The sequence below is a fragment of the Acinetobacter pollinis genome, from assembly GCF_015627175.1.
In the GTDB taxonomy this organism is placed as follows: Bacteria; Pseudomonadota; Gammaproteobacteria; order Pseudomonadales; family Moraxellaceae; genus Acinetobacter; species Acinetobacter pollinis.
In genome coordinates, this window is sequence record NZ_VTDQ01000014.1 from 18555 (window position 1) to 42428 (window position 23874).

General features: G+C 34.2%; 20 protein-coding genes. 14 read left to right on the forward strand and 6 right to left on the reverse strand.

The features are described from left to right. Positions 1-12: 12 nt before the first annotated feature. Positions 13-756: an amino acid ABC transporter ATP-binding protein gene (locus I2F23_RS07180; RefSeq protein WP_195771880.1), complete on the forward strand. Its 744-nt coding sequence runs from the start codon at positions 13-15 to the stop codon at positions 754-756. A 44-nt stretch (positions 757-800) separates the two neighbouring features. Here I2F23_RS07180 and I2F23_RS07185 read toward each other — a convergent pair whose 3' ends face one another. Then, on the reverse strand, positions 801-3386 hold the full coding sequence (locus I2F23_RS07185; protein WP_195771881.1) for a Lon protease family protein: 2586 nt from the start codon (positions 3384-3386) through the stop codon (positions 801-803). Positions 3387-3578: 192 nt separating this feature from the next. On the opposite strand from I2F23_RS07185, the gene I2F23_RS07190 reads away from it, so the two are divergent. The 3 genes from I2F23_RS07190 (at position 3579) to rpmE (ending at position 6585) form a co-directional block, all read left to right on the forward strand. Beyond that, the gene (locus I2F23_RS07190) at positions 3579-5738 is read left to right on the forward strand and encodes an AmpG family muropeptide MFS transporter (RefSeq protein ID WP_195771882.1); all 2160 of its coding nucleotides are present in this window, start codon (positions 3579-3581) and stop codon (positions 5736-5738) included. Positions 5739-5744: 6 nt separating this feature from the next. Continuing rightward, positions 5745-6143 carry a lactoylglutathione lyase gene (gloA, locus tag I2F23_RS07195; protein WP_211140201.1) on the forward strand — a complete coding sequence of 133 codons (399 nt, stop codon included), beginning with the start codon at positions 5745-5747 and terminating at the stop codon, positions 6141-6143. Between the two features lie 217 nt (positions 6144-6360). Further along, the gene (gene rpmE, locus I2F23_RS07200; protein ID WP_023271811.1) at positions 6361-6585 is read left to right on the forward strand and encodes a 50S ribosomal protein L31; all 225 of its coding nucleotides are present in this window, start codon (positions 6361-6363) and stop codon (positions 6583-6585) included. A 49-nt stretch (positions 6586-6634) separates the two neighbouring features. Here rpmE and I2F23_RS07205 read toward each other — a convergent pair whose 3' ends face one another. From I2F23_RS07205 to epmB, 3 genes are read right to left on the reverse strand one after another with little or no spacing between them, the layout of a single operon-like run. Continuing rightward, complete coding sequence (locus I2F23_RS07205; RefSeq protein ID WP_195771883.1) at positions 6635-8719, reverse strand: EAL domain-containing protein; 2085 nt, start codon at positions 8717-8719, stop codon at positions 6635-6637. Then, positions 8716-10521, reverse strand: a complete 1806-nt coding sequence (locus I2F23_RS07210; RefSeq protein WP_195771884.1) for a GTPase — start codon at positions 10519-10521, stop codon at positions 8716-8718. The genes I2F23_RS07205 and I2F23_RS07210 overlap by 4 nt, the downstream gene beginning before the upstream one ends. Positions 10522-10537: 16 nt before the next feature. Further along, on the reverse strand, positions 10538-11548 hold the full coding sequence (epmB, locus tag I2F23_RS07215; protein ID WP_195771885.1) for an EF-P beta-lysylation protein EpmB: 1011 nt from the start codon (positions 11546-11548) through the stop codon (positions 10538-10540). A 70-nt stretch (positions 11549-11618) separates the two neighbouring features. Between epmB and efp the strand changes: the two genes are divergently transcribed. The 7 genes from efp (at position 11619) to I2F23_RS07250 (ending at position 17613) form a co-directional block, all read left to right on the forward strand. Beyond that, positions 11619-12188, forward strand: a complete 570-nt coding sequence (gene efp / locus I2F23_RS07220) for an elongation factor P (RefSeq protein WP_195771887.1) — start codon at positions 11619-11621, stop codon at positions 12186-12188. Positions 12189-12467: 279 nt separating this feature from the next. After that, positions 12468-13355: an amino acid ABC transporter substrate-binding protein gene (locus tag I2F23_RS07225; protein WP_195771888.1), complete on the forward strand. Its 888-nt coding sequence runs from the start codon at positions 12468-12470 to the stop codon at positions 13353-13355. A gap of 140 nt (positions 13356-13495) precedes the next feature. Next, entirely contained in the window at positions 13496-13897 is a 402-nt protein-coding gene (locus tag I2F23_RS07230) for a hypothetical protein (protein ID WP_195771889.1), read from the forward strand. 135 nt (positions 13898-14032) lie between these two features. Then, the gene (locus I2F23_RS07235; RefSeq protein ID WP_195771891.1) at positions 14033-14404 is read left to right on the forward strand and encodes a hypothetical protein; all 372 of its coding nucleotides are present in this window, start codon (positions 14033-14035) and stop codon (positions 14402-14404) included. Positions 14405-14441: 37 nt separating this feature from the next. Next, a complete protein-coding gene (locus I2F23_RS07240) occupies positions 14442-14879 on the forward strand; it encodes a hypothetical protein (RefSeq protein WP_195771892.1) in 438 nt (145 codons plus the stop codon). 143 nt (positions 14880-15022) lie between these two features. Further along, on the forward strand, positions 15023-16771 hold the full coding sequence (locus I2F23_RS07245) for a hypothetical protein (protein WP_195771894.1): 1749 nt from the start codon (positions 15023-15025) through the stop codon (positions 16769-16771). Further along, positions 16768-17613 (forward strand): tail fiber domain-containing protein, encoded by an 846-nt coding sequence (locus I2F23_RS07250; protein ID WP_195771896.1) that lies wholly within the window; start codon positions 16768-16770, stop codon positions 17611-17613. The genes I2F23_RS07245 and I2F23_RS07250 overlap by 4 nt, the downstream gene beginning before the upstream one ends. 309 nt (positions 17614-17922) lie before the next feature. Here I2F23_RS07250 and I2F23_RS07255 read toward each other — a convergent pair whose 3' ends face one another. Then, positions 17923-18798: an SDR family oxidoreductase gene (locus tag I2F23_RS07255; RefSeq protein WP_195771897.1), complete on the reverse strand. Its 876-nt coding sequence runs from the start codon at positions 18796-18798 to the stop codon at positions 17923-17925. A gap of 263 nt (positions 18799-19061) precedes the next feature. On the opposite strand from I2F23_RS07255, the gene I2F23_RS07260 reads away from it, so the two are divergent. Next, positions 19062-19499 carry a hypothetical protein gene (locus tag I2F23_RS07260; RefSeq protein WP_195771898.1) on the forward strand — a complete coding sequence of 146 codons (438 nt, stop codon included), beginning with the start codon at positions 19062-19064 and terminating at the stop codon, positions 19497-19499. A gap of 207 nt (positions 19500-19706) precedes the next feature. Further along, the gene (locus I2F23_RS07265; RefSeq protein WP_195771899.1) at positions 19707-21221 is read left to right on the forward strand and encodes a hypothetical protein; all 1515 of its coding nucleotides are present in this window, start codon (positions 19707-19709) and stop codon (positions 21219-21221) included. Positions 21222-21272: 51 nt separating this feature from the next. Here the strand turns inward: I2F23_RS07265 and I2F23_RS07270 are convergent, their stop codons facing one another. Next, positions 21273-21977: a glutamine amidotransferase gene (locus I2F23_RS07270; protein WP_195771901.1), complete on the reverse strand. Its 705-nt coding sequence runs from the start codon at positions 21975-21977 to the stop codon at positions 21273-21275. Between the two features lie 173 nt (positions 21978-22150). Between I2F23_RS07270 and I2F23_RS07275 the strand changes: the two genes are divergently transcribed. Further along, positions 22151-23863 (forward strand): AAA family ATPase, encoded by a 1713-nt coding sequence (locus I2F23_RS07275; protein WP_195771902.1) that lies wholly within the window; start codon positions 22151-22153, stop codon positions 23861-23863. Positions 23864-23874: the final 11 nt, after the last annotated feature.

Sequence of the window (23874 nt, forward strand, 5' to 3'; positions counted from 1 at the left end):
TAGGGGATTAAAATGCCAATGATCGACATTCAACATATCTCTAAATGGTATGGTGATTTTCAGGTACTTACAGAGTGTAGTACAAGTATTGAAAAAGGTGATGTTGTGGTTGTATGTGGGCCATCAGGCTCAGGAAAATCTACACTCATTAAAACTGTGAATGCCTTAGAACCTATTCAAAAAGGCGATATTATTGTAGACGGCACTTCTTTACAAAATAAGAGTACGAATCTTGCAAAATTTCGTTCAAAAGTCGGAATGGTTTTTCAACACTTTGAATTATTTCCACATATGACTGTTTTAGAAAACTTAACTATTGCACAGGTAAAAGTGCTCAATAGAAATGTTGCAGATGCACAGAAAAAGGCAAAGCAATATTTAGAGCGTGTTGGCCTATTTGCACATAAAGATAAGTTTCCAGGTCAACTTTCTGGTGGTCAGCAACAGCGTGTAGCGATAGCACGTGGATTATGTATGGATCCAATTTGTATGTTGTTTGATGAGCCTACATCTGCTTTAGATCCTGAAATGGTGGGTGAAGTCCTCGATGTTATGGTGCAGCTTGCCAATGAAGGAATGACTATGATGTGTGTTACTCATGAGATGGGATTCGCAAAGAAAGTCTCAAATCGTCTAATTTTTATGGATGAAGGGAAAATTTTGGAAGACTGTCCAACAACAGAATTTTTTGAAAATATTGACGCAAGACACGAGCGTGCAAAGATATTTTTAGAAAAAATACAAGCAGTGCATTAATATCTATACGGGTATTGATTGAGATCAATACCCGTATGAATTTATTACTTAGGGGATTTCAACGTTTTACGACGTATTGAATTCTCAGTAACGACAACATCTTTTTCTTTGGTATTTTTCTTAGTATTTTTCTTTTTCTTTTTAGGTTTTTCTTCTTCAACCTCACCATCTTCGATAGCTTGCCAATAATTGAGTTGTTCCATGACCGCTGCATAGATCGACCCTTTGGTATATTCACCTTTTTTATCGAGCTGTCCAACAGGTTTAGCCATCAATATTTCCAGTGCTTGATCTATCGTTTCAATCGCATGAACATGGAATTTTCCTGCTTTAACATCATCGATAATATCTTGGCGTAGCATAAGGTGCTGCATATTCTGCCAAGGAATAATAACCCCTTGTTTGCCTGTAAAACCTTGCAAGCGACATGCATCATAAAAGCCTTCAATTTTTGCATTGACACCACCAATTGGCTGGACTTGCCCCAATTGGTTCATTGAACCTGTAATCGCCCATGATTGATCAATAGGTAGCTGACTAATTGCAGAAATAAGCGCTGATAGCTCCGCAACAGTGGCGCTGTCTCCATCGACTTGACCATAGCTTTGCTCAAAAGCAAGTGCAGCCGAGAAATGAAGTATTTGTTCACGTCCGAAATGTGCTTTTAAGAAGCTAGACATGAGTAAAACGCCTTTAGCATGTAATGAGCCGCCAAGTTCGACACTTCGCTCGATATCTAAAATATCTCCACCACCTTGATATACGGAGGCAGTTAATCGTGACGGTAGGCCAAACTCTACATCTGCATAATGAATAACAGACAGTGCATTGATTTGACCTAAACGATGTCCTTGCGTTTCGATGAGTTGTGTACCACGTGTGAGATCTTGCCAGTAAAGTTCACGTAAATAACCTAAGCGATATTGGCGATGTTGCAATGCGGTGTTGATATGTTCACTAGTCACAATCTTTCGATCAGCTTGTAAAGCATGATGATGTGACTCACGGATTAAGTCGCCCAATGTAGAAGCATGTAATGAAAGTGAACTTTGATCTTCTGCTTGTCGACTAGAGTCTGTTAGTAAAGCAGCAAGTGCAGAGCGATCAAAAGGAAGAAGTTTATCGACTTGAACATAGTCTGCAATCAGTTGCATATATGCTTGTTCGTTGTCTTCATTACGCTCTAGGGTGTCTGTAAAATCGGCACGTATTTTAAATACACTTCCTAGTTCAGGCTCTGCTTCTAGAATTTCATAATAGATTTCAGGTTCTGCCAAAAGAACGACTTTTAGTTGTAGTGGAACGGATTCGGGTTCAATTGAAATGCTTCCTGTAAGGGTGAGCATGTGCTCTAAAGAAGACAGTTTTAGTTGTCCTGACTTTAATGCACGTTTAAGACCTTGCCATGCATAAGGTTGTTCCAATAAATGTTCAGCTTCTAAAATAAGGAAACCACCGTTTGCACGGTGTAATGCACCTGAGCGAATGAGTGTAAAGTCTGTAGTAATGGTGCCATTTTGTGTCAATTGTTCGACATGCCCAAGCAAATTATAATGAGTAGGGAAGTCTTCAAAGATGACAGGCGCACCGCTGTTTGGTGTGTTACTCACAATGACATTGGCTTGGTAACGTGCAGGAATACGACTAAATTGTGCAGGTGCAAAGTCGTCTTCGTTTTGCTCTAGAATGAGTTCTACATGATCAATAACATCATTTGCATAATGCTCTAGGTAATGATGCAGTCCTTCTACCTGCTTATATTTTTTAAATAACTGTTCAATTTTTGGAATAACAATTTCTTGTGCGACTTCTTTATTTAAATCTGAAACGCGATCTCTCGCATCGTCTTCAAGATCACCTAAGTGTAGTCCAAGTCGCTCAAGTTTTTTATCCATATAACGGATATTTGTTGAAATTTCAGCACGTTTTTCATGACTTAAAGCATCAATGTCTACTTGAGTCATTTCTTGTAAACTATCATCTTTAAGGTGGACAGGCACAAAGCAATTTTGGTCATTACGTGAAACGAGCTTTACACCCATTGTTTCACCTTCTTTAGTCAGCTCTATTAAAGCTTCTTGCTGTTCTCGACCTGTTTGTTGACGTATTTTTTCAATCGATTCTCTGTAGTTTTCAGAGCTAAAACGACGTTCTAAGTGTTTTAACATCGTTTGCCAAGCTTCTTCTAACTGCTTTTGAAATTTAGTGGCTTGACCAGCAGGAAAACGTAAAACAATAGGCTGTCTGGCATTTTCAAAATTATTTAAATAGACCCAATCATCTGGCGTTGGCATGGTCTTCGCGTGTTGTTTGAGTAAGCGTTTAATCATTGTACGCTTACCTAAACCTGCTGTACCTACGGCAAAAATATTGTAGCCTGAGTAGGGCAATGCAATGCCTGCTTCTACAGAAGCACGTGCACGGTCTTGTCCTAGAAAATTGTTAAGAGGCTTAATGCGTCTTGTTGATGCTGGAATTTTATTTAATTTTGGAATATGCGTCAGTTGTTCTGGTTTTAAAGCCGTCTTTTTTAGTGTTTTTTGAATACTAGGTTGGTCAAAAGCGGATTTCAATGGATGTTGAAGTTCTGAGTTTTTTGTCACTGAGTTTACTGGTAATACTGAATTCATCTGATCACATCTATGAGTAAGTAAGAAATCCAAAACTAAACATGAATTGGTTTGATTAAAGGTATACAGATTTTATCTTAAAGATCAAGAAAACGAAGTGAAAAAAATAAATTTAACAATTGTACGGTTGCAACACCTAGTAGAAAAGTTTTGAATATCAGTTTTATATACTAAATATTACTGATAGATACAATGAAGACTTCTAGCCAAGACTGGGCTCAGGCCTTTCGGGCATTTCTTGATCGCCGTGCTTTAATTATGCTTTTTTTGGGATTTTCGGCAGGTGTTCCAATTTTATTAATTTTTTCGAGCTTATCATTGTGGTTGGGAGAGGCAGGAGTAGATAAGAGTGCAGTTACTTTCTTTAGTTGGGCTGCGCTTGGATACTCATTTAAATTTGTATGGGCACCTTTAATCGATGAACTTCCTGTTCCTATACTTACAAAAATTTTAGGGCGCCGTCGAGCATGGTTGCTGATAGCACAATTGTTAATTATTGCTTCAATTGTTGTGATGGCATCTTCAGATCCTTCGTTAGGCAATAGCTATTTAATTCAGATGGCTGTGGGTGCGGTCTTATTGGGGTTTTCAGCAGCAACGCAAGATATTGTAATTGATGCGTATCGTATTGAGCTAGGTGATACGCAAATGCAAACAGTCTTGGCATCTACATACAATGCAGGTTATCGTATAGGTATGATTGTGGCGGGTGCAGGCGCACTATTTCTAGCAGGATGGTTAGGAACATCTAAAGGAAATTATATTTATAATGCTTGGAAATATACCTATTTAATCATGGCGTGTGTCATGGTAGTGGGAGTAATTACGACTTTATGTATTCGAGAGCCAAATGTAACGCGGAAGAATAAAAACTATCATGCTGTGGATTATTTGCGATTAGTATTTGTTTTTTTTATTGCTGTTTCAGCATTTGTTATTAGTTATATTTATTTTGGTCAGATCAGCGAATATTTAGAAAAAGTATGGCTTGTTCAAGATGGCGCATTATTATTTTTATTTGAAATGATACGTTTTATTGTTGCCATATTCTGTGCAGTATTCATTGGAACATGTCTTGTCAAATTTGGTGCTGTTGAAAAGAAAATGGCTATAGACATTTGGATTAGCCCTGTACAAGACTTTTTTCAACGATATGGGATTAAGCTTGCACTATTTTTATTATTACTTATTGGGTTTTATCGTATTTCTGACATTATTGCAGGTGTTATTTCGAATGTTTTTTATCAAGATTTAAACTTTACCAAAGCCCAAATTGCAGAGGCAGTTAAAGTTTATGGCGTTATTTTCTCACTGTTAGGAGGGTTCTTAGGAGGACTGTTGGCTCAGCGTTTTAACATTATGAAATTAATGTTTATTGGAGCTGTATTTGCCAGTGCGACGAATTTAATGTTTATTGGACTGGTGAAGTCGGGAGAGCCTTTAAGTCCAGTGAGTATCTCTCTTGGAGAGAAGCAGTTTACAGCACAACCTGATGATGTCGGATACTGGCATGTAGATATTCCTGTTCAAGATTTTAATGATTTAAATAAGGTCTTAATTCAGAGTTCATATAGTACGCAACCACAAGAGTATGTGCGTACCGAGGTTCCTTTTCTATCTAGTGATAACCAGAAAAAGTTAGAACTTATTCCTTTTAACCATCAAAATACACTGAGTTTAGATACACTATCAAAAGAAGTCGTTATCAGAGGGCAATATGCTTCTTTTGAAGTACCTCTTCGTGAAAAAGATGCTGTACTTGTGTATGTGGGGGGAAAAAGTTTTCCTGCAAAAATAGAAGCATCGGGTAACTTTTCAGCAGTCATAGAAAGTAAATTATTGTTATCTCAAACTGATCATAAAATTCAGGTGAGAATATATGGCAAGAGTGATCAAGAATTAGCAACGAATGTATTAAGTTATAAAGTTGCAGATCATTTAACGACAGCATTAGATATAGATGTCAAACCATTAGATTTTATCCATAACAATAAGCATGAATCTATACGATTAGAGGGTAAAGTCATTAAGTCATATAGTTCTACATGGTTGTACTTTGCAATTATGATAGATAACTTGGCTTCTGGGTTGGCAGGTGCTGCTTTTATTGCATTTTTGTCAAGTTTGACCAGTGTATCTTTTACTGCTGTACAATATGCAATATTCAGCTCATTAATGACCTTAACACCAAAAATTCTAGGTGGATACTCAGGGACAATAGTCACCCATATTGGATATCCGAAATTTTTCCTCATGACAGCTTTGTTAGGAATTCCTATTTTAATATTGGTTTTATGGGTAGCAAAACTATTAAAAGCGCACAATGAAACTACTATCACACACAAAGGATGAATGATAATGCGTATGTTACATACCATGTTACGTGTAGGCAATTTAGATCGCTCTTTGGCATTCTATACTGAAGTATTGGGTATGAAGGTTCTTCGTCAAAATGATTATGAGGAAGGCCGCTTTACTCTGGCTTTTGTAGGCTATGGAAGCGAAGATACACACACTGTTTTAGAACTTACTTATAACTGGGATCAGAGTGAATATACGTTGGGTGATGCTTATGGTCATATTGCTATAGGTGTTGCAGATGCATATGTCGCTTGTGATGAAATTAAAGCAAAAGGTGGTCGTGTGGTACGTGAAGCAGGACCTATGAAGGGTGGTAAAACGGTTATCGCTTTTGTTGAAGATCCAGATGGCTATAAAATCGAACTGATTCAGCAAGATGAATATGCACGTGCATAAATACATTGAAGCTTTAAATAATATTCGCTTACTGGCAGAAAATTAGGTATAATTGTAAGACTTGTTGAGCCTTGCCCTAACCAAATGAGTTTCGGTGGGCCAAAAGAATGGTCTGTTGTGGTGTTGATCTGCACTTTTAGTGCTTTCCTCTAATACATTAGAGAGTGATCAATTGCGATGACAGCATAAGCCTTTCTTAACTTAGGAGTAATCGAGCATGCGTGCCGGTATTCACCCAAAATACGAAAAATTAGTTGCGACTTGTTCATGTGGTAACGTTATTGAAACTAAATCGTCTGTAGGTAAAGATACACTTTACTTAGACGTATGTTCTGCATGTCACCCTTTCTACACTGGTAAGCAAAAAAGTGTTGATACAGGTGGTCGTATCGATAAATTCAAACAACGTTTCTCTGGTATGTCTCGCTCAATCAAGCGTTAATATCTTAGAAATTAAGTTTAAAAAAACGGGCTATTTAGCCCGTTTTTTATTAGTCTTGATTATCTAATAATCTATCTAATTTCTTTTGGAAATAATTACCCTGTAAGAAGCGTGCGTCTACGTTCCAAGCGTTTGCAAAGGTGCTCATGCTATTTAATTGATTCAGAACAAATGCTGTATCTGCACTAAGTTCGGTATAGTACTCTAGGTGTTCCTGAAGTTTTTCTAAGTCTTCATCACTGTTGAGTGCATCAGTTAACTGATCATCTAGATAGCATAGGCTCGGTTGTAATTTTTCAAGTAGTTTGCCATGCGCTTGTACATTTGTACCAAACTGACGTAGTGCAATTTTAATACCTAGATCATCTAGCATTTTCCAAATAGAATGTGACTCTAAACCTTCTTCAATCAGCTCCAATGCACTGAATTTGAGAATGAGTGAATCTTGATTCGCACTACTGAGCATAGCCAGAATTTTCTGTAATAATGGAATAAGCTGATCGCCACCTGTAAGGATATGAGTATTCAGGTTAATGATTAACTTGGTTTCAGGATGCTGTACTGCAAAATTATTCAGTTGTTTACATGCTTCAACGATGACCCAACGATCTAAGATAATCGATAGTGCAGGAGAGTCACGTAAGTCTTTTAGATCAATTAGGTTTACCCACTCATTATTATGAATAATACCGTTCAGCACTTCATACATATAAAGTTGAGCGTCTGTTTTATCATATAACTGTTGGTATTTTAAATGGATATTATTGTCTGCGAGAGCTTCTTTAATATGATCTGTAATTTGTTCTGCAACTGTAAATGCTGAAGAAGCAGCTTGGCTAATTGCTGAAATTTCTACATCAGATTTAAATTTGATCTCAGAACTGATCCCATTTTTTTCTTCAAATGTGAGTGGGTGAGCAAACGCATTAATATAACATTCATTAAAATGTTCTTGTGACTGAATTGGCTGTGTAATATCTGTGACATTTAGATGAAATGAAACGGTATAGTTGTTTTTATTAATTTCAATTAAATTATCTTTAGATAAATGCTCTAAACTCATGAGTTTAGATTTAAGTTGTGTTTGGTCTTTAGCTTGTACTAAGCCAATGTAAATAGAAGGTGTAAGCTTGATAACAGTATTTTGAATCTGTTCATGAAGAAAGTTATTTATAGCAGTAATATAGTTTTCAACTTCATTTGACTGAAGTTTAGCAAGATGTGATTGCTCTTCTGATGAAATTTTGAGTCTAAATAATATAAGCGTATTGAAAGGAATATTTTCAGTTGTAATTTTATGATTAATTGATTCATAGCTATACACGCTACTGGTCGATGAAGAGATTTTTGAATCACCATGGTCTATAATAAGACGCAAACCTTCGTCATCGCTGTTTGGAAAAAAGTTTAGGTCTAAATTTTTATCTTTTAACGAAACATTTTTTGAAACAATAGAGAAATTCATTACCTCAGGTTGAGGTTGACTTACTTTTTTAAAGTTTTGCTTAAACTGTACGGCATCTTCAGGCTGTAATAAATCTAACAGTGGAAGTCCAATAATTTCATCTTCACTTTCAAGATGGAAAAGCTTGAGGTATTCCTCACTAGCTTCCATATGAATACCTTCTTGGATGAGCGCAATTGCATTTGCATTCTCTTTTGCACTTGTTTTTATTTGTGCATCAACTTGTTCTAATTCTTTCTCTAATTTTTTCTGTGATTGTAGCGCTCGACTAAAAGATAGAGTGCGTAATAGTCCAATATAAAAACGCTCAGGATAATCTAGATTAAAAAGGTCATATACACCTTTATTAATATAAGAAAGGTATTGTTCAGGTTGATAGTCTTCAGGATTCAACAACAGTAGTGGAAGCTGAGGCTGTTCTGATGCCTTAATTAAGGTAAGTGCTTGCTCAACTTTTAAATCGTAAGCGCGGCCAAATAAGATAATATCCCATGGTAGATTTAATTGTTTTTCAAAGCTGTTTAAATCATCGAGAAGACTTGCATGAACTTGATGCTTTTTTGTAGAGAGCAGCTCAGTTATTTGATTATACCGGATTTGGTTGTCATCAATAATGAGTAATCGTATTTCAGTTTGTTTCAGCTTATTTTGTAAAAAAGAATTTCTCATTTAAGACTATCCCATAAATCCAATTTTTTAAGAGACTCAGCATGCTTTTCAAGAAAAGTGTTCAGAGTAACTTCATCACTGTCATCAAGTAAATCAAATTCTAAAAGTGTGAAACTTTGATTAATTAGCTTCGCATTCATTAAATAAATTTTAATTTCCTTTTTACCCAAACGTAAAGAAACAGTTTGCTGTTCTTTAAATACTTGAGAACCAGGAACTATAATAGATAAGGATACCTCATTTAGTACATCTTTTCTAACAAGTAATGCAGGATGATAAGATGTAGATGTTTTATTTACAAAAAGTTGAACAGCACAAGGTGTAATATCTTGTGATAAGATTTCAATACCAAATTCAATATGATGGTTTTTTACTTGTTTTAACCAGCGAATCACACCTGCTCGCCAAGGACTTTGTTTATTTTCTTGAACGAGAATGAGTTCTCCTGTACGCAGTTGTTTCGGAATTTCTTGCGTCCATTTCATTCGATATCCATTTACACTGATATCTATAATCGTACAGCTATAAATTTGCTTTTGGCCTTCATCTTCAACAGATAGTTTTTTCGTTTTAATGAGAGGTTTTTGCTGTTTTTTTACATCTGTATCCCACATCGAAGACTGAAGCTCAGAATGCCATGAAGAAGTTTGTCTAGACTCTGAAGATTTAGGAAAATCTTTTAATTTTTCTAAAGTATCTTCGAACTCCTTGCCGTTAGATAAATAGTAATGGGCAGATTGAAGTCCAAATGTAATACAAATGTTAGATGTGAAGTTATAACGCTCGAAGCGACGTTCTGGAGAGTTATTTAGAATATTGAGTGTATGAAAAACAAGTGAGGAAGTTAAATTTTGCTGTTCTATCTTAGAAAGAGATTTTTGGCCTGGTAAATTTACTAAATTAATATGCTCATAGAGCGATTGTGTTTCTAAATAGAGCACACCATCTTCCATATCATTCTGAAAATGATTCATGACTGGTGGGAAGTCTTTATTTAAATCAATGGTGTATCTGGAAAAATTATTTTCTTTTAAAGACAGTTTTAAGAATTTTACCCACTGGAAACTGCATTGATAGAGCTCATAAATTTCGACAGGCCGTACTTGATGTGTATTTAAGATATCAAGTAGGCACATTTGTTTATAAACATCTAAAATTGTTTGTGGTGCTTTTATGCTAGAAGAGAATTGATATTTAGACTTGATGTCCTGATCATCAAAATCATTATCTTGAGCAATGTTATAGAGTTGATGAGCACAACGCCATTGTCCAATGAGTGCACCTTTATATAAAAGTAATTGCTGGTACCTTAATAAATTCAACTGCTCTAATGCAAGATAAATACTTACAATCCGTATTTGTTGTAAGTTCTTACGTTTGAGTACAGAAAATATCGAAAATTTTGCATGATTTAATGTCTTATCTAAATCATGAGCAATATGATTATAAATACGTGCGATATAGCATCTGAATAGCTGAGTAAGATCGGTAACGCCTTCTTGATGATTAATATTGAGTGTATAGCTCCCAATAAAATTCTTTTCTAAAAAACTGATCGTTTGTTCTAACAATGAATGTAGACTTTGAATGAATTGATATCTTAATTCAGGTGCACAATCTAATTCTGATATTTCGACAATAGCATTCAACAAAGCTTTGGAGGAGTCTCCAAGCTGAGAAGAATTAAGTTGGTCAGCCCACTGTTGAATACTTTTTACATTTGTTTCACAAAAGCTTAAAGTTTCGCGAGTGGTCTCATTTGGTATTGTAAAAAAATCTGGAGATAAATTCTGCGTGTCCATAACTCACCAGTTTATTTCAGGATTTCCCATATAAAGGGGTTTTATTAGGTTCTCCCGCAATCTCTCTTACAAGTTTCGGTACGAGATAGCCAGGTAAATTTGCAAGCATTTCTGTATAAATATCGTCTACATATTCGGAATCTAAATCGAAGTGGTGGGCGCCTTTTACCTTATCTAATACGTGAAGATAGTAAGGAGTGATATGGGCCTCAAAAAGACGATAGCTTAACTTTACTAAAGTTTGAGCTGAGTCATTCACACCTTTTAACATGACTGCTTGATTAAAAAGCATAATGTTAGGATGTAAAAGACTTTTAAATTTCTCAATGGTAAAGTCATCTAACTCATTGGGATGGTTAGAGTGTAACACTAGAATGATGCGCATCCTACTTTTTTTTAGTATTTTTGTTAACTCGTTATCAATTCTAGAAGGCAAAACAATAGGTGTACGTGAGTGAATACGTAATATTTTAATCTGTTGAATTGTTTCCAAGCGTTCAATCCATAGCGATAATTTTTCGTTAGAAATTGTAAGTGGATCGCCACCACTTAAGATAATCTCATTGATTTCTGGGTGAGATTCAATATATGTTTTTATATTTAGCCAATCTTGGCTCTTTGGTAAATTTTCTTGGTATGGAAAGTGCCTTCTAAAACAGTATCTACAATGAACTGCACATGCACCAGTAATGGTTAATAGGAATCTTGATTTATACTTATGTAGCACACCAGGCAATTGATTTGCTTCTTCTTCTCCAAGAGGGTCGACAACATATCCATCGTGTTCTTCGAGCTCTAAATGATGCGGTAGAATTTGTAAAAGTAGAGGATCAAGTGGGTCTTCTTTTTTTATTTTTTCTACGAAATGACGAGGCACACGTAATTTAAATGCCTTTGACGCAAGTAATGAACCTGACAATAATTGATCTTTTGATAGGTTTAATATATCAAGGAGCTCTTCTGGATCTGTAATTAGATCACTTAGTTGAGTTTTCCAGTTTTGCTCTTGGTACAAATAGTTTATCATGCCACTTGCTGAAAAAAATGCTAGTCTAGCATTAATCGATTTAAATTAGTAAGTTTGGAGTGTGCCAGCCATGGCCAATTATTCTACAAATGAGTTCAAGCAAGGCTTAAAAGTCATGCTTGATGGTAATCCATGTTCAATTATGGAGAATGAATACGTAAAACCTGGTAAAGGTCAGGCTTTTAACCGCGTTAAACTGCGTAATTTAAAAACAGGTAAAGTATTAGAAAAAACTTTCAAATCTAATGAATCATTAGAGTCTGCAGATATTGTAGAAGTTGAAATGGAATACTTGTATAACGATGGTGAAATGTGGCACTTCATGGATCCAGCATCATTTGAGCAAATTGCTGCAGATAAAACAGCAATGGGTGATGCGACTAAGTGGTTGAAAGACGACTCAAATGAAAAATGTACAATTATGCTATTTAACGGTGTTCCTTTAACTGTGAATGCACCTAATTTTGTTGTTTTACAAATTGTAGAAACAGATCCAGGTGTAAAAGGTGATACTGCTGGAACGGGTGGCAAGCCAGCCAAACTAGAAACAGGTGCGGTTGTACGTGTTCCATTATTTGTTCAACAAGAAGAAAAAATTCGTGTAGATACGCGCACTGGCGATTATTTAGAGCGTGCGTAATTATTTTATACTGAATCATCTTTAATATTAAGGGTCTCTTTATGAGGCCCTTAATTATTATAGTGCATTTGTTGAATTATTTTTGTGCTTTATATTATTTTTCGCACCATAATATTACTTTTATATATATTTATTATTTTTCATCTAATTCATTAGTCTAATAACAGTATTTAATTATTATTTTTATTTTTTAATTATAGTATATTGATTTTCCGCTACTTTTGAATGAATTTTGGGCGGATATATTTTAAGACTATTTTGTTTCTGACGGGGAAAGAAATGAAGAAAATACTATTGATGACGGTAATATTAACATCTTTATATGCAGCTCAAACACATGCCGAAAGTACATTAGATCGAATTAAAACATCAGGAAAAATTACTATTGGTTATAGAGATGCAGCCGATCCTATTTCTTATACAGTGAATGATAAACCTGTGGGTTACGCATTAGATATTTGTAATCAGGTCGTTAGTGATATTAAAAAAACACTAAATAAACCTGATTTGCAGGTGAAATATGAGTTAGTTCATCCAATGACACGTATTCCAGATGTAATTACTGGAAAAATCGATTTAGAGTGCGGAACAACAACCAACACAAAACAACGACAGGATGTAGTAGATTTCTCTACTAGCTATTTTGTAACTGAAGTGCGTATGGCTGTAAAGAGTAATACGAACTATACAAAAATCACTGACCTCAATGGCAAAGCAATTGTAACAACAAAAGGTACAACTTCAGATAAATATATTCGAACTTTAAAACGAAATGATTTAATTGATGTTAAGAATATTTTTGGTTCTGATAATAATGAAGCATTTGCTTTACTTTCTTCAGGTAGAGCTTCTGCATTGGTTATGGACGATAATACTTTGGCTGGTTTAATTGCAAAATCAGGACATCCACAAGATTATAAAATGATAGGTCCAGTATTATCAAAAGAACCATATGGGATAATGATTGCTAAAAATAATCCTCAATTAAAATCCATGGTAGATCATGTTATTCATAAAATGTGGATTTCAGGTGAAATGGCAAAACTATATAAAAAATGGTTTCAATCACCTATTCCACCAAATAACTTAAATTTAAACATTGCACCAAATAGCTCATTTAAACAATTTGAAAAAGTACCCAATGATGAAGGTATCGATTTATCCTAAATTGCTTTAGATAAAAGAGACTTCCTTGAAGTCTCTTTTTTATTAATATATAGAAAATATAACTATTCTTAATTAAAGTATTGTAAATTCTACACTCATTTTTTCACATAAATTTATATAATTGTGATGGAGTTTATATTTTGATTAGTTTTAGTAAGTTTTTATTATCAATGACGGTTATCTTCTCTGGTTTTACAACAGTGCATGCTGAATCAGGGTATCGTGTATGTGGCGCATTTGCATATGTTCCTGGTTCTGGACAGCTTACCAAGGGTTTAGTTACCAAAGTTTCCAAAGGAAATGGTGGAGACACTTGTGGTAAAAAAGTAAGTTTTATGACCAACTACTATGCAAATGCTTATAAAGGCGAGAAAGCAGACCAGTCTATGAAAATGATAACATGTGAAGATTTTTCTAATCATATGGGAATATCAGGTGACATTTGTAGATCTATGCAAGTGAACAAAATTTATAAATACAATACGATTTATGATCGGAATCCAGCTGTAAAGAATCCAACGGTAACATTTTGGCATAATTAAAATTAGACCACCTACGTTGTAGGTGGTACTTATAGATTAATAATAAATATACAAAAAAGATAAAATGTAAATAAATTTTATATTATTATTTAATTTGTGACATGTGTCACATTTTAATAATTTTGAGTTTTAGTTATGTTTAACAGAATTTTTTTATCTATTTTATTATTATCTGGAACAACACTTATTTATGCAGAACCTGGCTATCGAGTTTGTTCTGTCTTAAACCAAAGCGATATGCGTACTGGATTAGTGGTAAAGGTTGCAAAAGAAAATAAGGACGATACTTGCGGTAAAAAGGTCAATTTTATGCGTAGTTATTATGGAAACGCATATCCTGGCCAACAGGCAACATTTAATACGCGGTTAATGACATGTGAAGACTTTTCACAGGGTTCTATTCGAGCAACAGGCGATGTTTGTAAATCGATGCAAGTCAATAAAATCTATAAATATACAGTCAAAACACAATATACAGATGCTGGGGTTAAATTTTGGCATAATTAATTTATAAAATGTTATTTTTCAAATATGGAGTATTTAATTGAAAAAATTAAGAAAAACATTTTTTTATTCAATTTTTATGACGGTTATTTCTTTATTTGGTTTTACCACACTACATGCAGAATCTGGTTATAGAGTATGCGTGGTGACGAACGATACAATTTTTATCAATCCTGAAACTAATTTAGTGAGAGGTTTAGGACGAGGACTTGTTGTTAAAGTTGCGAAAGAAAATAAAGACAATACTTGTGGTAAAAAAATAGCATTCATGCAACAAAACTATGGTTTGGCTTACGCAGGCGATAAATCAAAGTATAAATTTGTGATGCAACAATGTGAAGCTTTTTCAGAAGTCATTGGTTTAGATAAAGCAGATTTATGTAAATCAATGGAAGTGAATAAAATATATAAATATAGCTCAAAATATGGATACCCACATGGGGTTTCCAATCCGAGCTTAGTGTTTTGGCATAATTAATACTAAACCGCCTATATGGCGGTTTTTTTAATGTTGGATGAATGACACAACATGAATAAATATTAGTTTTCTAATCATAATGATAATTTCAATATAGAGCAGTAAGTAAATGCTCTATTTATAAAATGATAAGGAATAAAACAATGACAACAAACAATGAAACCTCCGAAGAAAATACTACAGTCACAACTGAATCTATAGTGACTAATATTACTGATGCAACATCTCAAAGTATATTCAATCAAAAGAGTATTACGATTGTTGAAAGTAGTAATGAATTAGAAAAACTAGATAAATGGGATTTAAGATCCGTTTATGTCAATAACGATGGGAAATATGATTATTCAGTTTCGAAGTCATTATGGGTAAAAGATGAAACTTACAATACTTATGACTTTAAAAGTGCACAGCCGATTCAATATTATTTTGATCAATTGAATGATTGGAATGATGCAATTGAATTAGCGCAACTGAATATGTTTATTAAGGGTTATTCGCCTAAAATGATTTTCCCTTCCGGTGTGATTAAAATTAAAAGGCCTATTTGGGGTGCAGCAGCACTAGGAATGTACTTAAATGAAAAGTATCCAGATTTAGGGATATACAATAGTACAAATAATACTTTTTTAGCTTACCCGCCTTTAATTATTGAAGGTCAAGGGAGAGATGCGACAACAATTGAGTTTGCGGGAGGGAAAGGACGAGGCACTCCAGACGATTTGACTTGGGTAAATTATGGAGCAATTCATACAGCACCATATGATGTATTGGAACAATGTAGTGGAAATGCAAAGATTTTTTATCATCAGGGCTATTGGACTAGAGTAAATTTAAAAGGATTTACACTCTATGGTTATAACTCAGATACAAATGGTGATCGACCAAACTGTCATGGGATTGTGTTATTTAGGGGGAATCGTGCATTTGTAAGTGATGTTGTTATTAACTGTTTTAATGGTGCAGGGTTATTGTGTGATGGATATTACGATTCATTTTTAGAAAAGTTTGAAATTTTTCAATGTGGTCGAATGTCACCTGTTTATGGTGAATATAAAACAAAAAAATTAACCACATTAGATTATCAAACATATGCACCCTTACACGTGATGAAATCTGATATTGGTGATGGATGGGACAATTGTAACTTTCTACGTTTCTTAAACTTTCATATAGAAGATAATTATAATGCTGTAGCCGATATTATTGTAACAGGGGACTCCTCACCAATTTGGATTGAAAATATACATTTCGAATGTGATAGTTCTGATGGAATTGGCCAGTTAGGTACAAAAACCGTAATTGCTTTAGGTGAATATGGTGTGAGTCGATTTGCACAGGACGGTATTGAAAATTATGTATATGGCTCTGAGAAATTTACAGGTAATGGTGGAGGGTATGTATATTGGTCTAGAGGAGCTGGCTATGTACCAACCTATGCTGATGGAATAGTCTTAGGTCAATATACACAATTAAATATTGATAATTTAGAGTTTCCTAATGCTTTAAGTGTATCTATAAATGGAGGTAATGCAAGTGCCTTGCTAAAAGCAAATAAATGTAGCTTCGGTAGCATTAATAATTCAGCAAATGCCTCTCAGATACAGTTAACTGATTGTAATATTTCAAGTTATAAACAAAGCTACGGCTTGTGTCCTGTAATGAATAATGTAAATGTATCGGGACCTATAGAGATAAACTATAGTCTCAGTACTCTAGAAAATATGATTGTTTTGAATAATGTAACCTGTGAATATGCTACAGGAACAATTCAATATGGAAACGTAAATTTGGTGTCTACAAGCTCAACTACGGGTACGACATTATTTATATCTGATGGAAGCAATAATATATATGATAATTATATAGTAAATACATTAGGAGAATTAAAATGAATAATAAAACAATGAATATTTCAAGAAGTATAGATCTAAATGAATTTAATGCACTTGGTTCATATATTTTTACAGTAAGTTTAAATACTTGTTTAAATATACCTTCAGATCAATTAACAAATACAATAAAGAGTTGGAGGTTAGAGATTTTTTCTAACACAACTGATTTAACAATACGAACTCAAGTTCTTGTTATTCCGCAAGAGGGCAATGAATACGCAAGGTATGAACGTACTGTAAAAAATACTGTAGGCGGAAGCAATTTCGGAGGTGGAACTATTTCTGTTCAATCATGGCATAAGGTTTACTTCCAAGGAGATCTCATTAATACGAATTTAGAGTTTGATAAATCAGCAACTTATAATATCGGATCATCATCGAATACAGTAAACAATCTGTATATGCAAAATGCAGTTACAGTGGTTTCTGATGAAAATCATAAAACAGAAATACAAGATATTCCCGATAATGTTCTAGAAGCATGGTCTAAAGTTAACTTTCAAATGTATAAGCTAAATAGCGAAGTACAAGAAAAAGGTGAAATTGCTCAATTCCATTTTGGTGTAATTGCTCAGCGTATCAAAGAAGTGTTTGAGCATGCTGGGCTTAATTTTAATGATTATGGACTACTAACCTATGAAAAATGGAATGCAGTTCAAGCGGTTGAATATATGCCAGCAACCTACGATAAAGAAGGGAATCAAATCTCACCTGAAATAAAAGCAGTTGAAGCAAAAGAAGCAGGAGAGATTTACATGGTGCGTTATGATGAGTGTATAATTCTAGAAATGGCTTATCAACGGAAACGTCTTGCAAATTTAGAAGAGAAACTTAAAGCCTAGAGAATGTATTTGTTGGAAAACCCATCAATAGATGGGTTTTCTTTTTATAGAGGACTGCGCTATTTAAATTTTTATGAGTATAGTGATATTTGCCCAGAAGAAAAATAATCTAGTGAGTGTTATAAGATAATAAAGAAGTAAATAAAACTTTTAAACACAAATTATAGATTTTATGTAGAAATGAAACAGATGCATATGACTGTATTACAATGTGTGAAATCAATTATTTTTAAATTTTGGTCTACTCCCAAAATAGAATAGACCAGAAGCTATCTAAATGATTATAATTTTTAATATAAACAGAAATTTTTAACCACCAACCATCATCCCACCATTTGCATGAATGGTTTGGCCAGTGATGTAAGACGAATCGCTACTTGCTAAAAACACAAAAATTGGCCCCATTTCGCTCGGTTGCGCACAACGTCCCATTGGTGCACCACCACCATAGTTTTCAACCAATTGAGGATCTGTTTGTCCTAAGGTTGCAGGTTGAAGTGGGGTCCAAACTGGGCCTGGAGCAACCGCATTCACTCGTATACCACGATTCATAATCTGATTGGACAATGCACGTGTAAAGATAATTTGTGCACCTTTTGTGGTTGAGTAATCAATAAGATTGCCAGGTGCAAGGTAGCCGTTTACAGATGAGGTGTTAATGATAGTATCGCCTTCATGTAAGTGAGGTAATACAGCTTTACTTAAATAAAACATAGAATGAACATTCACTGCAAAAGTATCTAACCATTTTTCATCTTCTAATGTTGCTAGATCTTCATTAATAAATTGAGTACCTGCATTATTTACAAGAATATTTATTTTTGAAAAGTCTTTTAGAACTTGTTGTACTAAATTCTGACATTCTTCACTATAACGTAAATCTACTGGGTAAATCCGACATGTGCCTCCCTGATTTTCAACCCAACTTTTAACCCATTCAGCATCTATTTTTTCCATTTCACAGTCTTTTATATAAGTAATTGCAACCTCAGCTCCTTCTTTGACAAAATGCAAAGCTGCAGCGCGACCAATACCACTGTCTCCACCTGTAATAAGAGCAACTTTACCTACCAATTTACGGCTGCCTAAATAGTCTTCTGAAATAAACTCTGCTTGTGGTTGAAGTTGAGCATCACTGCCAGGAAATTCTTGTTTTTGAGCATGTATATTAAATTTATTCGTCATTATTTGAACCTTTTCATTTTTATATATTTAAGTGCAACACATTACTGCGCTTTAAGGCGAATCTGTGCAGTAAATATGTTTCATAAATTAAAAATTATGTAATTTATGTATAAGTTCTAAAAAATTGAAGTTATGAGATATATGGATTGAGAATAGTTAAGACAATATGAAATGCTAATATTCTGTAAAAATGTCTGAATCATTATAAAAGATATAGTACGATTGTTTTTGTGAACTAATTCACAATTTATTCGAGTTGATTTATGAAATTTTTTAAAAATAATTTACTCAAACTTCTGAGTTTTTTGACGGTTATTGGTGGGTTTGGATTAACAAATGCATATGCTGAATCTGGCTATAGAGTATGTGCAGTTTATCATCAGGTTGATGGAAAAGAGTTTCCTGCAGATGGTTTAGCGACAAAAGTTGCAAAGGAGAATAGCGGTGATACATGTGGTAAAAAATTATCATTTATGACTAATTATTTTGGAAATGCTTATCCTCGTGTAAAACCAACAAATAATTTTAAAATGGTTACATGTGAAGACTTTTCAAAGCATATAGGTACGGATTTTAATGAAGATATTTGTAGGTCGATGGAAGTAAATAAAATATACCAATATCACTACTACAGATATACATCTAATAAAGGAAAAACTTATTATTCTAGAATGCCAACACTTAAATTTTGGCATAATTAGATAATATTTTACATACTGTAATTAAAAACCAAATAATATTTATTATTTGGTTTTTTTCTATGTAATAGAAAATAAAATAGATTTATAAAATGTTGTATAGCGGTTAAGACAATAATAATTACTTAAAAATGATAAATAGATCACATATTATCGATTTGTATTTAATTTAATACATTTATAAATTTATATTAATATTTTAGGTGAAATATGATAACCAATGAAAATACTATAGCAGAAACAAATAATACATTAAATGAAAGTCAGTTTAATGAAACGTATGCGGTAGATCTAAAGTTAAAAGGTGCAAAAGGTGATGGTATATCAGATGATAGTAAGTATGTATTTGATGAATTAAATAAAGGATATCGTATATTCAATGGAGGTATATATGCAGTTTTTGATAGGACTATTATTCACTCTCTTAAGTTTACTTCAGGAAATGCATATTTAATGTATGAAGGAAATAAATATCCTTTTGGTAATATTGTAAATCAACATATTGAATTAAATGTACCAAGTGTTTTTTATAATATTCAACACTGCTTTGAATGGTTAGATGGTAAAAGAATTATTGGTGACTCCAGTGTGACTATTAAAATTGCCGATGGAGTTTATCAGCAATCATGGGTAAATACTGTGAATCATGTAGATGGTAATAACATATATATTCGTGGAAATGAAGCAGATCGATCAAAATGTATTATTGAAGTTGATAATTTAAATAATCGAGATTGCTTTCTTATTTCTAATAAATGCTCTTTAGGCTGGTTAAATGGAATAACAATTAAAGGAATGAAAGGCTGGCTGAGCGAAGGCACATGGGCAACACAATGTTATGGTAGTGGTATTCGAGCAATTGATGGCTCTTCGATTGTTTGTGGGACAGAAATTGAAATTGATAAAATGTACTACGGTATGCGCTCTATGCATGGTGCAACAATTTCAGCAATAGGAAAAAGCGCAGACAATATTAAGGGCGGTGGAGTTCGTGTTACAAATGCTGGTGATGTTGGTTTTCATGCTCATGCTGCGACCATTTATTGTAACTGTGCAGAAGCTTCAAATGTAGGTCATAAAACAGAAGGTTTAGGCTTCGGATTTTGTGCTGAGGCAGGAGGTTATATTGTCTGTGAATATGCATGTGCAACTAATAATATAAAAGCAGGATTTTATGCACTTAGTCAGGGAACGGTCTGGGCACATGGCGTCAATTCTAGTAATAATTTATATGGTGTTTTGGCTTGGGGTGGAACGGTCGAATGTAATAGTTTAGGAAAATATCAAACTATACTCAATAATAACTTAATTGCTGGTATCCGAGCTACATATGGGGGGTTGGTTGGTGCGAATTCAGCAAAAGTAATTTCAAATACAATGGGGATACTGGCTGACGAAAATGGAATCATTGATGTTACAGCTGTGCAATCTAATGACAATGCACAGCATGGTTTTAGTGCTATATCTGGTGGATATATTACAGGTAATTCTGCCGTTTCAGAGAGAAATAATATTAATGGGTTTAATGCCGAAGATGGAGGAATAATTAAATCCATTGACTCTAGTGCAAATGACAATGGAAGTTATGGTTATTTTGCTAAGAATCATTCAAAAATATTTTGTAAGGGATTTGGGGGAATGAGAAATACTCTATTTTGTTCTCCTTTACAAAACTCAATTACAGAATTGGCAGGAAATAATAGCTCATTTATTATTGATGTTTAATTTCAAGCATCCCATGAATGCAAAATTCATGGGATGCTTGAAAAATATGCGCTAAGAAAGGTCTATCTGTTTTAAGTAGTTGTAAATCACAATTTTTGCTGCTTCCATAAGCTGAGATGCATATCTTTCATTTTCTGTTCTCAGGTGTTTGATATCAATATTTGCTTGTTTTAATTCACAGTGATGTCCGATGAGCCATTTTTCTAAGTGTTCATCGTCTACTTCTAAATGAAATTGTAAAGCGAGCGTATTTTTAAATTGAAATGCTTGGTTGGCATAGTGAGCAGAGCTAGCAAGATGTTGAGCATTTTGAGGCAATTCGAATGTATCACCATGCCAATGTAAAACAGGAATGTTTAAAAGAGGAGACAATATGTTGTCATCTAATTGAGGTAGGGTGAGGGTACTCCAACCAATTTCTTTGATAGAACCAGCGTATACATTTGCACCAAGTGCTTTAGCAATAAGTTGGGCACCTAAACAAATACCTAATGTGGGTTTATTTTCTTCAAGTCTTTTTTTGAGAAGGTCTATTTCTTGTTGTAAAAATGGATAATCTTCGACGTCATTGACACCAATAGGACCACCTAAAATAATTGTTAGTCCATCATAGTTGAATGCTTTAGACAAATCATCTACGCCAGCTTCGAAGTATCTAATGCGATATCCCTTTTGATAAAAGAGATCTTCAAGTGAACCTAGGTCTTCAAATGCAAGGTGTTGAATTGCGTAAATTGTTTTAGCAAATTTTTGCATAATAGAACCCTATGATGGTTAGGAAATGGGTGTTTAGACTAGCATTATTCTTGAATAAATCAATGAATTTACATCTTTTGAAATAAGATGAATGAATTAAATTTAAAGAGAGAAACTTAACTTTTTCATAAAAAATAGTTAGGCTATAGCATTCATTTTTAGAACATGGTCTTATGAAGCAAGAAACTGCATTGAAACTGTTAAAAGCGGGTGAAAATGTGTTTTTGACGGGGTCAGCAGGAGCTGGCAAGACGTATACACTGAATCAATATATTCAATATTTAAAAGCACGTAAGGTTACTGTTGCAATTACGGCATCTACGGGCATTGCAGCCACACATATGAATGGGATGACTATTCATACATGGGCTGGCATTGGAATTAAGGATCATTTATCTGATGATGACCTTAAACGTCTAAAAGAACGAAAATATTTGAAAGAGCATTTAGAAAGTGCCCAGGTGCTTGTTATAGATGAAATCTCAATGTTGCATGCGAAGCAATTGAATCTAGTCAATCAAGTTTTAAAGTATTTTAAAGAAACCGATCAAGCATTTGGTGGTATTCAAGTGATTGTTGCAGGTGATTTTTTTCAGCTACCTCCTGTAGGAAAAAATAGTGAAAAAAATAGAGCTAAATTCTGTTTTATGTCAGATGCATGGGTAGAAGCAAAATTTAGAATTTGCTACTTAACTGAACAGCACCGACAAGAAGATGCAATACTTGATCAAATATTAAATGCGATTCGTGCGCAGTCTTTAACACCACAGCACTATCAGGCGTTAGCTTCAACAACCTCACAAGATATTGGTGAGACCTTTACACGTTTATATACACACAATATGGATGTTGACAGTTTAAACATCGAACATTTAAGTCGTTTAGAGGGTAAATCACATGAATTTACTGCCAATGTAGACGGTAATGCAAAGTTAATTGAAACACTTAAATCTTCAGTACGTGCACCAGAAGCACTCAGCTTAAAAAAACATGCCAAAGTTATGTTTGTAAAAAATAACTTTGATATGGGCTATATTAACGGTAGTTTAGGCGAAGTTGTGGGGTTTGAAGATGATGACGAATTTGGATTATTACCTAAAGTTACTTTAACAGATGGTACGACATTAGTTGTTCCACCTGAAACATGGTCTGTTGAAAATGATGAAGGTAAAGTTATTGCAAGTTTCCAACAAGTTCCGTTAAGGCTTGCATGGGCAATTACGATTCATAAAAGCCAAGGTATGACCTTAGATGCTGCTGAAATTAACTTAAGTCACACCTTCGAGAAAGGTCAAGGCTATGTTGCCTTATCACGCTTAAAATCTTTACAAGGGTTACGTTTATTGGGTTTTAACGATGAAGCGCTGGCTTTAGATAGTTTGGCAATAAAAGCAGATCATCGTTTTCAAGAACTGTCGCAAGAAGCAGAAATAAATTTTGAACACGTAGATCTCTCGGTTCAGCATAAAGCATTTATTCGCCATTGTGGTGGAACCTTAAACGAAAAAGAAATTGAGCGAAATCAAAAAAGATTAGGTCAAGGTCAAGCACAAAAAAGCTATGGTGCTGCAACCTTGGAGGAAACGAAAGAGTTATTTGAAAATGGCTATGAAATTCAAGATATCGCTCAAGAACGACAACTTACGCCGTCTACCATTATTAACCATTTAGGAAAATTACAGAAAGAAGGGCTGGATATTTCTGTTGCTCATCCAGGGGATGAGGTAGTCGAGCAAGTTCGTAAAATTTATAAAAAACTTCAGCGAACAAAACGTACAGAAAACTTTAACGATGATGGTTCAATTCGTTTACGACCTATTGTTGAAGCGACGCAGCCACGAATGGGATATGACCAAGTTCGTCTTGCATTACTTTTTATTGAATAAACCTCGTCATA

Coding starts and splice junctions, on each gene's coding strand:
- I2F23_RS07180 (WP_195771880.1), top strand. CDS start 13: ATGCCAATGATCGACATTCAACATATCTCTAAATGGTATGGTGATTTT.
- I2F23_RS07185 (WP_195771881.1), bottom strand. CDS start 3,386: ATGAATTCAGTATTACCAGTAAACTCAGTGACAAAAAACTCAGAACTT.
- I2F23_RS07190 (WP_195771882.1), top strand. CDS start 3,579: ATGAAGACTTCTAGCCAAGACTGGGCTCAGGCCTTTCGGGCATTTCTT.
- gloA (WP_211140201.1), top strand. CDS start 5,745: ATGCGTATGTTACATACCATGTTACGTGTAGGCAATTTAGATCGCTCT.
- rpmE (WP_023271811.1), top strand. CDS start 6,361: ATGCGTGCCGGTATTCACCCAAAATACGAAAAATTAGTTGCGACTTGT.
- I2F23_RS07205 (WP_195771883.1), bottom strand. CDS start 8,719: ATGAGAAATTCTTTTTTACAAAATAAGCTGAAACAAACTGAAATACGA.
- I2F23_RS07210 (WP_195771884.1), bottom strand. CDS start 10,521: ATGGACACGCAGAATTTATCTCCAGATTTTTTTACAATACCAAATGAG.
- epmB (WP_195771885.1), bottom strand. CDS start 11,548: ATGATAAACTATTTGTACCAAGAGCAAAACTGGAAAACTCAACTAAGT.
- efp (WP_195771887.1), top strand. CDS start 11,619: ATGGCCAATTATTCTACAAATGAGTTCAAGCAAGGCTTAAAAGTCATG.
- I2F23_RS07225 (WP_195771888.1), top strand. CDS start 12,468: ATGAAGAAAATACTATTGATGACGGTAATATTAACATCTTTATATGCA.
- I2F23_RS07235 (WP_195771891.1), top strand. CDS start 14,033: ATGTTTAACAGAATTTTTTTATCTATTTTATTATTATCTGGAACAACA.
- I2F23_RS07245 (WP_195771894.1), top strand. CDS start 15,023: ATGACAACAAACAATGAAACCTCCGAAGAAAATACTACAGTCACAACT.
- I2F23_RS07250 (WP_195771896.1), top strand. CDS start 16,768: ATGAATAATAAAACAATGAATATTTCAAGAAGTATAGATCTAAATGAA.
- I2F23_RS07255 (WP_195771897.1), bottom strand. CDS start 18,798: ATGACGAATAAATTTAATATACATGCTCAAAAACAAGAATTTCCTGGC.
- I2F23_RS07260 (WP_195771898.1), top strand. CDS start 19,062: ATGAAATTTTTTAAAAATAATTTACTCAAACTTCTGAGTTTTTTGACG.
- I2F23_RS07265 (WP_195771899.1), top strand. CDS start 19,707: ATGATAACCAATGAAAATACTATAGCAGAAACAAATAATACATTAAAT.
- I2F23_RS07270 (WP_195771901.1), bottom strand. CDS start 21,977: ATGCAAAAATTTGCTAAAACAATTTACGCAATTCAACACCTTGCATTT.
- I2F23_RS07275 (WP_195771902.1), top strand. CDS start 22,151: ATGAAGCAAGAAACTGCATTGAAACTGTTAAAAGCGGGTGAAAATGTG.